Annotated in this window: 7 protein-coding genes and 1 pseudogene; 3 read left to right on the top strand and 5 right to left on the bottom strand. The window is 41.4% G+C overall.

The window, feature by feature from the left end:
* Positions 1-490: 490 nt before the first annotated feature.
* The 3 genes from HWQ40_RS22850 to HWQ40_RS22840 all read right to left on the bottom strand — a co-directional run bounded on the left by HWQ40_RS22850 (position 491) and on the right by HWQ40_RS22840 (position 3,794).
* Positions 491-1,690, bottom strand: a complete 1,200-nt coding sequence (locus HWQ40_RS22850; RefSeq protein ID WP_292782183.1) for a response regulator — start codon at positions 1,688-1,690, stop codon at positions 491-493.
* A 617-nt stretch (positions 1,691-2,307) separates the two neighbouring features.
* Entirely contained in the window at positions 2,308-3,234 is a 927-nt protein-coding gene (gene murQ / locus HWQ40_RS22845) for an N-acetylmuramic acid 6-phosphate etherase (RefSeq protein ID WP_292782181.1), read from the bottom strand.
* Positions 3,235-3,365: 131 nt separating this feature from the next.
* Entirely contained in the window at positions 3,366-3,794 is a 429-nt protein-coding gene (locus tag HWQ40_RS22840) for a DUF3110 domain-containing protein (RefSeq protein ID WP_292737701.1), read from the bottom strand.
* Positions 3,795-4,054: 260 nt separating this feature from the next.
* Between HWQ40_RS22840 and HWQ40_RS22835 the strand changes: the two genes are divergently transcribed.
* Positions 4,055-4,684 (top strand): hypothetical protein, encoded by a 630-nt coding sequence (locus HWQ40_RS22835; protein WP_292782178.1) that lies wholly within the window; start codon positions 4,055-4,057, stop codon positions 4,682-4,684.
* A gap of 76 nt (positions 4,685-4,760) precedes the next feature.
* Positions 4,761-10,028 carry a translocation/assembly module TamB domain-containing protein gene (locus HWQ40_RS22830; protein ID WP_292782175.1) on the top strand — a complete coding sequence of 1,756 codons (5,268 nt, stop codon included), beginning with the start codon at positions 4,761-4,763 and terminating at the stop codon, positions 10,026-10,028.
* Positions 10,029-10,042: 14 nt separating this feature from the next.
* Here the strand turns inward: HWQ40_RS22830 and HWQ40_RS22825 are convergent.
* Positions 10,043-10,869: pseudogene (locus tag HWQ40_RS22825) on the bottom strand (Rpn family recombination-promoting nuclease/putative transposase).
* 87 nt (positions 10,870-10,956) lie between these two features.
* Positions 10,957-11,886 (bottom strand): carbohydrate ABC transporter permease, encoded by a 930-nt coding sequence (locus tag HWQ40_RS22820; RefSeq protein ID WP_292782172.1) that lies wholly within the window; start codon positions 11,884-11,886, stop codon positions 10,957-10,959.
* 168 nt (positions 11,887-12,054) lie between these two features.
* Between HWQ40_RS22820 and HWQ40_RS22815 the strand changes: the two genes are divergently transcribed.
* Positions 12,055-12,717, top strand: a complete 663-nt coding sequence (locus HWQ40_RS22815; protein WP_292782169.1) for a GIY-YIG nuclease family protein — start codon at positions 12,055-12,057, stop codon at positions 12,715-12,717.
* The last annotated feature ends 45 nt before the right edge of the window (positions 12,718-12,762 follow it).

Here is a 12,762-nt window from a genome sequence, read left to right as displayed (position 1 = left end):
ACTCGTTAACTTTTTCTCAAAATGTAAACAAAATATACAAATCCTAAATGATTCCTCAAAAAGACATAGAAGGGACTAGAGACTAGCCCTAACCCCTTTGCCCTAACCAATATTTCACAAATCAAATAGGACTGCTATAAATACAAAAAATTGTATTTGTCTAATTTTGATTCAATCTTTATTTATCAACCTCAGAAAAAGTACGTAATAAATATAACTTAATATAAGATAGTTGAATACAAAATAGTTTGATAACCTAATTTTAGATTTTAAGTTTTGGATTGAAGATTAAAAATTTAAAACTGACTGATAGCAAAAGAATTTAAGGTGAGAATATATCTAAAATCGCAAATCGATCGACAAATAAATGAATTTATAAATAGAGTTAATTTAAAATTGTTTCAACCTCAATAATTTGATTTTTACTGAGGTGGAAAAGTCTATAAATTTTGAGGAAGAATTCAGAATCAAAAATCGCCTTTTATTCTCCCTAATTACAAACCTCTAAATTAGATTTCCTCTTATCGGTGGATACGCTCTGTGTAGGTAAATATTTACGTATTATACTCATTACCTTATCAGCCACTACAGGTTTAGTGAGAAAATCTGTAGAACCAACTACTTTGGCACGAACTCTATCTAAAAGACCATCACTGCCTGTTAATATAATTATTGGTGTGTTGGAAAAAGTAGATATTCGTCGTAACTGAGTACAAATTTCGTAACCACTAGCAACTGGCATAATCAAATCCAAGAAAATCAGGTCTGGTTTATCCTGAATAAGGGTTGGTAGAGCTTGTACAGCATCTTGAATTTTGACAAACCTCAATCCATTGGAAGTGACAATATCCTCTACCATTTTACATACTTGAGGGCTATCATCAACGCAAGCCACTAGTGGAGCAATCCGCTTCTTGGCTTGTGTGGTGGTAGAGTTATTGTTGACTTCAGTAATTCCTAAAGGTAAGTCAGGTACTTCTATCAATTCAATGATTCCTTTAAGGATATAGGGAAGCAAGGAACGGGTTAGTGGTAGTACACTCTGCTTCATTTTCATGGCTAAATCTCGCAGAGTGAATTTGCCATTGATTAAATTCACAAAGTTTTTGTAAACAGATGGATTTACCATCTGCTCAAGTTGTTCTGGTCGCCGTAGAACTGGTGCCAAGTCAGGAGAAAAATTTGCTAAACCAGCTTCTGACCAAATTTTCCATGAGTCTTGCATGTGCTTTACAGACATTTCTGCACTCGTGAAGCTCATTGGGGTTTCTAAGATAACTTCTTGGTTGCGATTGCAACTTAGAGTAGCAAAATTTCCTTGCAAAGCTAGGTCAAATAATAGTTCTGCTATCGTATTTTCCGCAATAGATTGAATCTGTTCCCTCTGAATTTTCTGTTTTTTATAAAATATTTCTATCAATTTATAGTCCCAGTAATCAATTGATAGGTCTTGCCCACGTAACTGCAACTTGTCAACATCAATCTGGGGACAATTTTGAGCTATATTTCTACGCCAACGTCGGAAGGGATGAGTTCCTCCTGTTGCCCAAACTATCCGTCCCAATCGATAGTAAAAAGTCCATTGGCTGCCCTTTGAACTCTTAATATTTAATTTGCCATTGTATTGCAACTGAGTACAAGTTTTAAATTCATTTACTAGGTTATTTGAAATAAGTTCTTGATGAGGCATAGTTTGTTCCTTTTATTAAAAAGCTAGCCATTAAAAACCGATACTATTAGAGCACGGCGTAAATCCAGCTACCATCTCAATTAACCAGACAAATTTCTTAAGTCACTTGTTAAAGGTAGGCAACACTTCTGTTACAGTGTTCAAGCTATATAGCGATCGGCAGATATGTAAATAAGTGCAAATACATTTGATATATAGCAGTCTAAATCAAAATTATTAAAAGCAAGGTAGATGTTAAGATGGCAAAACTATTGTTAGTAAATAAATCTAGCATAGAGTATTTTCTTTATTGGCAGAGTTTACTTTTCTGCTAATATTTATGACTAAAGTTGGTTGCCATAGTCGACATCATGGTGTGTCAATATATCATTTTATGAATTTTCATATTGAATCATATCCGTATAAGTTCTGAATTTTTGTTTAAAAAAGATTAGCAGTCTCCAAAGAGTTATACTTTATTCACATTGAAAATATATGTTAAAAATATTTATTTAAGTTTACTATTTTTAATTATGCTAATTAATGTCAACTTTTCTAGGAAATATTATTCTTAAAAAAAGGCGTGCTACTAAAACAAGTAGCAGCCAGATTATAAAGTATTTATTTAGAAAATTTCTTCAAGATTGCTTGTGGTTTTGATAGCTGACAACAGCTGCCCTGAGATTACTTTGGTGTTCTGAAAGCAGCTGATCGCCTTCGTCTTTTTCCAAACCAGTCCAGTGCATCAAGAGCGCCAGCTTAACCCATTTCCCACTACGTTCTAGTAAAAAACCAGCAGTTTCCCGACTTAAACCTGTGAGGTCTTGCAAAATTCGCAAAGCCCGATCGCGTAATTTTTGATTTGTTACTGCTACATCCACCATGCGATTGCCATAAACTTTGCCTAGCTTAACCATCACGCCGCTAGAAAGGATATTTAAAGCTAATTTAGTGGCTGTAGCAGCTTTCAGGCGAGTTGAACCGGCGATTATTTCTGGCCCTGTCAATAGGCGAATATCAATATCAGCATCAAAGCTAACTTGTTCAGCAGGAACGCAGGCGATAAAAATAGTTGTGGCTCCTCGCTGACGAGCAGCATGAAGCGCACCGTGGACATAAGGCGTTGTTCCACCAGCGGTAATGCCAACTACTATATCTAATTGGGTAATCTGTCGTTGAGCGATCGCAGCCTCACCATCTTCAATGCTGTCTTCTAAATCTTCAGAACTGCGTACTAGTGCGCCAGCACCACCAGCAATAATCCCCTGTACCAACTCTGGGGGTGTACAAAAAGTAGGTGGACACTCAGCAGCATCTAACACCCCTAACCGACCACTTGTCCCTGCACCGATATAAAATAGGCGTCCTCCGTGGCGCAAACGCTCTGCGGTGCGCTCAATTGCCTCTGCTAACTGGATTTTCGCCGCTGCAACTGCTGCGACAGCCTTTTGGTCTTCGTCATTAAACAACTCCACCAATTCCAGAGAACTGAGCTGGTCTAAGTTCAGACTGTTAGGATTTACCAGCTCAGTTAAAAGATGCCCGCGTTCTTGCAAATTTGTCATTTGTCATTTGTCCTTTGTCCTTTGTTCTACCCTAGGCCGCCCTTTGGGCATCTATCGATGTCCGTTGTCATTAGTCAGTTAGCGACCAATGGCTAATGACCAATGACCAATGACTAATGACTAATGACTACTTACAACAATCCTTCCAATTTGCGACGAATCTTCTCTAGTTCAGAATCAGACAATTCTGGTTCTTCTAGCGGCTGTTGATTGAGAGGGAAGGTGTCTTCAACAGTATCCTCCTTCTGGGCATCTTCTTGCCAGTCGGTTTTTTCGACGTTAAGTTCTGGGGGAGTTACAACTAAATTGCTGTTTTCTGGGATGATTTCCCATTCATATCCAGCACTTTCGCAAAATTCCTTGATTTCTTCAGCATCGATCGGCTCTGGTGTGGGTGCGGGGAAATCCTGAGCTTCTAACATCAGGGCAAAGCGCGTCGCATCGTCTTCTGACTCGAACATCAGAATTTTATTGCGATCGCCTTCCCGGATCGTGTGAATCCCCTCATTTTCCGTTCGAGCATTAAAAATTAACACAAAAACACGCATTGGTGTAATCATCTGTCCTTTTTAAGGTTTATTCATATTAAAGTTCGAGATTGTGCCTCAAGGAAAGTCATAGGAATAATTTTCACTCTATTCAGATTTTCCTGAAAACGCCAATATTATTAAGCATAAGTATTGGATCGAGCAAATACCGTAACTCAACCAATGGGGTCTTGGGTTTAGTTGGCGTATCCTGGAAATGGCATACTGAACCAATGTGCCAGTTAATGCTTGTGTGTGCCAGCGACATCCGGCAATTAATACAGTGAAAGCAAATGACTAAATATCCCGATCGAGATCCTTACTACCTTTCCCCTAACCGCAAGCGTTTGTGGTTGTTGGTGTTGAGTCGGGGTAGCATTGCTTTGAGCGGACTTTTACTGTTAGGAGTGATTGTCGGTATTTGGCGGTTGTGGACTTTTGTTCAAACAGAGTTAACACCATTAGCACAACAAAGTCTCACGACTACACTCAACCGTCCGGTAGACCTGGGAAGAGTTAAACAATTTTCGTTGACGGGAGTGCAGTTTGGGGCTTCAACTATCCCAGCCACGCCTACAGATCCAGATCGGGCCACAGTCGAATCTGTAGAGGTGGGTTTTGATCTGTTGCAATTAATCTTTAACCACCATCTAAAGCTAGATGTCACCTTAGTCAACCCAGATATTTACATTGAACAGGATGACCAAGGACGCTGGGTTTCCACTACCATAGTGTCGTCAGGTGAAGGCGGCGCCATTAAAACTGATTTGGACAACCTGCGGTTTCGCAATGCCAAGCTGGCATTGATGCCGCAGGAGAGAGTAGAGGGGCAGGGGGGCAGAGGAGCAGAGGAGCAGAGGAGCAGGGGAGCAGGGGAGCAGGGGAGCAGGGGAGCAGGGGAGCAGGGGAGCAGGGGGAGATAAGGGAGCAAGATCCTCCTCATCCCCCGTAACATTTTCTCAACTCAATGGATCTGCTCAACTTCTAGCAAATAACCAGTTGATACGGTTTGAAGTCGGGGGTCAAGCAGACAGTGGTGGCAATATTTCCATTCAGGGAGAGACACGTTCTAAGGTGCTAGCAGGGAACTTCCAGGTGCAAGCACAAGATTTTCCGGCTGAGAATATTACTCGGTTGATTAAGTTACCAGTGAATTTACAGGCGGGTCGAGCCAATGGCGACTTGTTAATTCGATTGACACCAGGACAGCAAACTTTATTGTTTGGCAACGCTACTGTGCAAGGGGTAACGCTTCAAATACCCAAAGTCCCGCAATTGTTGAACAATAGCCAAGGAAACCTCCACTTCCAAGGAACGGAGTTGCAGTTAAATAATGTTACTAGCAACTACGGCAAAATTCCTTTAGTAGCTACGGGAATCATTGACTCTAAAGCAGGCTTTAAGTTGGCAGCGCGTGTAAATGCGGTAAGTTTGGTAAATGCCCAAGAAACTCTCAAGGTAAAATTACCTGTACCGATCGCTGGACAAGTGCAAGCTTCTTTGCAAATTACCGGATCGACAAAAGAGCCAATTCTTTCCGGCTCAGTTGCCACGATCCAAACTGCCCGAATTGATAAAGTTGATTTTAATAGTATCAGTAGTAAGTTTGAGCTTGTTACTAGTTCCTCTTTAATTACCCTAAAAGATATTCAAGGTAAAGCCAAAATTGGGGGTGAGATTACGGGTGCTGGTACAATTCAACTTGGTAAAAGCCCGCAACTGGATTTAAATTTTGCTGCCAAGAATGTTCCAGGGGATGCGATCGCCAAAGTCTACGAAACAACACCTACCTTTCAAATAGGCAATGTCTCAGGTACAGCCCAATTAACTGGCGTTCCCACCAATGTCCAAACTGTGGTACAGTTCCAAGCTCCCAATGGAACTTATCCCGGAACAGGCGAAGTTGCCATCGCTCCAAATCGCAACGTATCTTTCCGCAATGTGGCTCTGAATGTAGGTGGTGGGACAGTTCGGGCAACTGGTAGTTATGCTAATGAGCGTTGGCAAGCTGTGGCTGTTGCTTCTGGGGTGAAGTTGGAACCCTTTGTAGACAAAAGTCAACTGCAAAATGTCTCTTTGACTGGGGCACAATTCAATGGTGGTCTCATCCTCTCAGGCAGCACAGCACCATTTGAAATTGCCACAATTCGCAGTGATGGTGCAGGAGTTCAAATTGGTGGCGGCACAGTTGCAGTTTCTAATATCCAACTGCAAGACCAAAGCTTCTCGGCTCAACTTGTAGCTAATAATGTGCGGTTGGGACAAATATTGAAACAGTCTCCTCCAGCTTTAAATAATCCTTTGGCGGGAACGTTCCAAATTGTAGGCAACAGAGATAATTTTAGCCTGAAAACCTTCCGTGGCAGTGGTGAAGGTCGCCTTACTATTGGCGGTGGTACGGTTACAACCTCTAATATTCAAGTGGCTAATGGTGTGTATCAGGCGCAAGTTCAGGCTAAGAATGTTCCTGTGCAGCAGTTGGCAACAGTACCAAAGCAGTTTCAAGGGGCATTAAATGGTCAGTTCGACGTAGCGGGTTCTGTTGAATCCTTCCAACCGCAAACTATTCAAGCCAACGGTCAGGCGCAGGTAAATGTTGCGGGTGGGACTATTACAGCCTCTAATATCCAAGTGGCGAATGGTTTATATCAGGCGCAAGTTCAGGCTAAGAATGTTCCTGTGCGGCAGTTGGCAGCAGTACCATCGCAGTTTCGAGGGAAGTTAACTGGTCAAATAAATGTGGCAGGTTCTGTTGAGTCCTTTCAACTGCAAACTATTCAAGCTAGCGGTCAGGCGCAGGTAAATGTTGCGGGTGGAACTATTACAGCCTCTAATATCCAAGTGGGTAATGGTGTATACCAGGCACAAGTTCAAGCAACTAATGTACCGTTACAGCAGTTAGCAGCAGTACCACCACAGTTCCGAGGGACGTTAACTGGTCAAGCAAATGTGGCAGGTTCTGTTGAATCCTTCCAACCACAAACTATCCAAGCTAACGGTCAGGGACGGCTGGATGTTGCAGGTGGAAATATTACAGCCTCTAATATCCAAGTAGCTAATGGTCGCTATCAAGCTATAGTTGATGCTGCTGGTGTGGAATTAAATCGCTTAAATCAGCAATTGCGGGGTCAGTTTGGCGGTCAGTTACAATTAGCTGGCACGCTCGGATCGTCCAAATTAGCTGATGTGCGTGCTGCTGGTCAGGTGCAATTATCCCAAGGTATCCCTGGTCTAGAGCAACCTTTGACGGCTGCGATCGCTTGGAGTGGTGAAAGGCTGACCATTGAGCGAGCAACTGCTCCCGGATTAAGTGTGACTGGTAATATATTAGCCAATGCAACAAAGGCAGGGATACCGGAAATTACTGCCCTCAATCTCAATGTCCAAGCGCAGAATTACAACTTAAAACAGTTACCGATCAATTTTCCGAATCAAGTTGCTGTGGCGGGTAAAGTAGATTTTAATGGTCAAATTACTGGTAAGCTGCCCTTACCAAATGTAGTAGGGCAAATCAACTTACGAGACTTGGTTGTTCAAGATATTGCTTTTGAGCCGTTGTTAACTGGAAACATCGATTCAGTACAGGGACGCGGATTGAGTTTGAACTTGGCGGGTAATAGCGATCGCTTATCCTTTAATTTAGATGCCAATAATCGCCCGAAATCTTTCTTAGTTAAATGGCAGCAAGCATCAGCCACAGGTAATGTTCAAGGGAATGATTGGGCGCTGAAAGTTGCCAATTTCCCCTTACAAATATTGAATTTGACTCCGCCACCAATTACTCGATTGGGTGCTGGTAAGATAGCTGGGTTGTTAACTGGGGATTTGCTGTTTAATCAACAGACATTGGCAACAACGGGAAATTTAGCGATCGCTAATCCCCAAATTGGCCGGGTTAAAGGCGATCGTTTAGCCGCTCAATTCCGCTACGGTGACGGTAAAACTACACTCACTAATAGCGAATTTGTCAAAGGAAAAAGTAGCTACGCTCTTGTCGGTACTGTGGCTCAAAGCGCTAAAGGGCCTAAATTACAAGGTAAACTGAACGTCAAGCAGGGTGAGATCCAAGATGTTCTAGCTGTAGCAAAGATATTTGATTTACAAAATTTGCCAGGTGGTTCAGCAGAAATCTACGGCACTGCAGCGGATCTGACTACCAACCCCCAAGGAACGCCAAACGAACCCTTATTCACCCAAATCCAACGGTTTTCTGAAATTGAAGCTTTGGTGGCAGAACAGGAAGAACAGCGACTTAATTCCACTCCAATACCGGATTTAGCAGACTTAAAGGGGACTTTCAATGGAGAAGTGGCTGTAAATACAGCAACAGCCAATGGATTAGCAGTGGATTTTAATTTGAATGGACAAAACTTTGCCTGGGGTAAAAAGGAAGAACGAAATCGTTTTTATACTGCCGAAAAAGTAATTGCTGAAGGCAACTTTGAGAACGGTGTTTTAAGTTTGCGACCATTACGAATCGAATCTCAAAACAGACTGATTGCATTTACGGGTAACGTTGGTGGTGATGAACAATCTGGTCAGCTGCGGGTGAATAATTTTCCAGTACAACTATTGAATAATGTTGTCAAACTACCAATTGGAATCACAGGTAATCTTAACGGTACAGCAGCTTTAGCCGGCAGTATTGCTAATCCCCAAGCTAAAGGGGAATTGCAAATCACAGAAGGAATACTAAATCAGAGCAAAATAGAGTCAGCAACAGCAAGTTTCAGCTATGCCAATGGGCGCTTAAATTTTGGTAGTACTGTAGCAGTTGCTGGGCCAAAACCTGTTGATATTACTGGCAGCATTCCTTATAAATTGCCTTTTGCTTCCGTCGCACCAGACAGCGATCAAATCAGTTTGGATATGAAGTTGGAAAACGAGGGATTGGGGCTGTTAAACGCATTGACTAATCAAGTGGTATTTGAGAAAGGTGAAGGAGAAGTAGACCTCAAGGTGCGGGGAACACTGCAAAAACCCGAAGTAAATGGAATTGCTACTGTCAAGGATGCTACTTTTTCAGCCCAGGCTTTGCCACGTAAGCTGAGAGGTGTCACAGGTAGAGTACTGTTTAATTTTGACAGCATCTTAGTAGAAAATCTTCAAGGTAGATTTAGCCGTGGGACGGTAGAAGCTGCTGGTGAAATTCCCATCTTCAACAATGAGAACGTAACTATCAAAAATCCCCTGACTGTTAATCTCGATCAGCTTGCGTTGAATCTCAAGGGACTTTATCAGGGAGGCGCTAGTGGCAATTTGCAGATTACTGGTTCTGCCCTTAATCCCATAATTGGCGGTAGAGTAAATTTATTTGATGGTAAAGTATTGCTGGCAGAATCTACCAACGCCACGACATCTGAAAATGGTAGTATTGGCGTATCACCCACAAAAGCCAATAAGCAGAGCAAATCTGAAATTGGAAATGGGACAGGAAATACTAACGCCAGATTTAATAATTTAGATTTGGAACTAGGTAAAAACGTCCAAATTACCCGTGACCCTATTCTCAACTTTCGCGCCACTGGTAATCTCATAGTTAACGGCTTAATCAATCAGCCTATACCTGATGGCACCATCCAGTTAGAAAAAGGAGGGGTAAATTTATTTACTACCCAATTTAACCTTGCTCGTGGCTATAAACACACTGCAACTTTTAGTCCTTCTCAACCCCGCGACCCCAACTTAGATATTCGGCTATTTGCCAAAGTACTGGATGTAACTCAAAGTAATGACTTCAGTCGGGTAAATTCTACAGGTTTATCAGCGTTAGAGAGTGTTCGAGTCGAAGCTACTATCAACGGTTTAGCTAGCAAACTAAATGAAAATCTAGAATTAACAAGTAGTCCGTCACGTAGTCAAACTGAAATTGTTGCTCTTTTAGGAGGTGGATTTGTAGACACCCAAGGACGTGCAGACAGTACTTTAGGTCTGATTAACATTGCAGGTTCGGCTGTGTTTAACAATTTTCAGTCAGCTTTTAACCAGATTGGGAGTACTTTTGGCTTAAGTGAACTGCGGATATTTCCTACCGTTATTTCTGAGAATCCTGAAGCTGGAAGAAGCAATTCAACTTTAGAATTAGCAGCGGAGGCTGGGGTTGACATTTCTTCCAAAATATCCGTTTCCAGTATTAAAATTTTGACAACAAATGACCCCTTCCAATGGGGTATTAATTACCGGATAAACAATGAATTTCGTGTGCGTGCTTCCACTAACTTAACTGATGACAGTCGTGCAGTAGTGGAATATCAAAAGCGGTTTTAAAGAAATCTCTTCAATTACGAATTACTTTCTGTTCCCTCTTCTCCTTGCTTCTCAATAGCTTGTTGTACTTGTTTAACATCCAATTCTAATGCTTCAGCAATTTGCTCTAGACTTAAACCCAAGTTAAGTAAACGGGGTATAGTCTTCAGCTTTGTTTCTTCGCGAACCTCTTCTTTTACTTCCTGCTTTGTTTCTTCCTTTACTTCCTGGTAAAATTTAGTTTGTCTCCAATCGGTTAATCCAAACATTGCTTCTAACTCCTGCTGACTTTTGTTTACAAATTTGTAAATAAGCATTCTCTCTACTAATTCTAAAAGATCGCTACGGTTAGCTTCATCCGTTTCTTGTACTTGTTTTATCAAGTTTTTCGCTTGCTGTACGGCTTGATCTTCGGCTGCAACTACTAACTTAATTATGCCTAGCCCAATCGAAGATGATGGTACATTATCTAATTCGTCTAAATAAATTATACGAATTTGCTGTGGGGCTAATGATGTTTGATAAATGAATGGTATACCTGGGTCGAGACTACGTTGAGCAAAAAGTAATACTGCTTGCCAGCGACGTTGAGGTTTATATTGATTGATATAGAGGAAAGCTTCGTGATTATTCGCCAGTAAATATCATCATCACGCTGAAACTGTACCTCAACAAAATAGATTGTGTCTTCTGTGAATTCAGGTTTGGGTAAGAATAAACCATCGATACGACGTGCTAGTTCTTTGATTTCTACTGAGGTAAATTGGTAGTATGACGCTAAGGCCTGCGATTGTTCCAAAAGTTCAAATAACACACCTGGAAGAGTTTGAAATAAGGTGTAAAAAATCGTGTCTGTTTTCATGCACTCTCGATATTTGAATATTTTCAGATTATCGGGACTAGTAGAAAATAATTTTTTTAAATTTAATATATTTAAATTCAAACAACATTAAATTGTGATATTATCATCACCTTGCTGATTAATAGCTAATCGCAAAATTGACAATCCTAAAATTATCAAAAACAGCACTAGTCCAATCGTGCAAGCATAGCTAATTTCCAAGTTGTTGAAGGCTTGCTCATATAAATAATAAACAATCGTTTTCGAGCTACTGAGTGGGCCTCCTTGAGTCATAATGTAGACTTCTTCAAACACTTTGGTCGCAGAAATAGCCGAAATTACTGCCACTAGTGCTAGATATGGCTTCATTAAAGGTATAGTAATATCCCAATGTTTGCTGATACCATCAGAGCCATCGATGGCTGCGGCTTCGTACACATCAGCGGGAATTGATTGCAACCCCGCTAAATAAATCACCATGTAGTAGCCTAATCCTTTCCACACGGTGACAGCCATGACGCTGGCAAGAGAAATTGGTACAATGCCAAAGATTTTTGCCGGGCTAGTTAGCCAAGGAATACCTTCTGGAAAAAGACCTAAAGCTTTAAATAACTGATTCAGTAATCCGTTTTCTGCATACAGCCATTTCCAAGCTATTCCCGCAACCACCATTGAAATTACTACTGGAGTGTAGTACGCTGCTCTAAACCAATTCATTCCCCGCAGTTTCTGATTTACCAAAATTGCCAGTACTAAGGGAGCAATTACTAAAATTGGTACTACACCCACAAGATATAAAAAAGTGTTTTCTAAGGTTTTCCAAAAAACTGCATCCTTCCAAAGCTTGAGAAAGTTGGCAAAACCTATCCATTGTGGCGGCTGGGCAATGTCTTCATAACTGGTAAAGCTGAGGTAAAAGGCTTGCAGTGCAGGCCAAAAGACAGTTAAACCTAAAAGAACTAAGGCGGGTAGTAAAAATAAATAAGGAGTAAGCCGCTGTTTGATGAACATCCAATTTTTAGGTATCAATTGATTCATAAGAAGTTTAATAGTTGTTTTTGCTTTGTCAGAACAAGGATTTGGAGATGTGAGTAGATTTAAGCTTCAATATTTTAAGGGCATTATTTGCTTGTGTAAGCATTGGCGTAGCCTCTCGTAGAGAAGCTCGTCGTAGACATCGCTAATTAATAACTCGGAGAAACTGCAATGGAAACTCAGCACAATCCGCCAATTGAACATCAAAATGTCCCTATAAACCACCGTGGACTGCATGATTTTTTGTATAGTTCTGACAACGAACACACCGCCATTGAGGTGAGTATAACTCCTGAACTGGCAAACAATGGTACTGAAATCATTGACTTTGAGGCTTGGAGTGTAGCTGCTCAGAACGCTAAAATTGCCGGAGTTTACGCAGTATTAGATGCAGAACGCCGTACGCAGTACATTGGCTATTCTCGGAATGTGTTGCTTTCCCTAAACAGCCATCTTCGCCAAAATGGCGAGCAAAAGTGTGCTTTTGTACGTGTGCAAGCATTCAAGTTTCCCAAACGTCAAGAAATGGAAGATTTGCGAGATGCGTGGATAGCAGAACTTGAAAGTACGCCACCTGGTAATGCAATTGATTGCGGAATGTGGGCTAGTACGGTAGGTGAAGCGACTAAGGCGGTAATGTCAGAAGCCCAACTTCAAGCCTACGAGGAGAAAAAGCTAAAACTGCGGAAAGCAATGGCTGATACAACCCTTTCTAAAGAGTTAGAAACAATAGATGCGAGTGAAGCCGAACGTCAGCGTCAACTTGAAGCTGCTGTGAAAAACGATGACTGGAGTGTAATTATTGACGCACAGACACAGGAAACTAAGTATTGATTTTTGTCTGCTTGATTGCGCTATCTGACTTATTGAGTAAGTGGC

It is taken from the genome of Nostoc sp. NMS9 (genome assembly GCF_017114995.1).
GTDB lineage: Bacteria > Cyanobacteriota > Cyanobacteriia > Cyanobacteriales > Nostocaceae > Nostoc.
The sequence above is the reverse complement of the archived record's forward strand: the minus strand, read 5'-3'. Positions and strand labels throughout refer to the sequence as shown.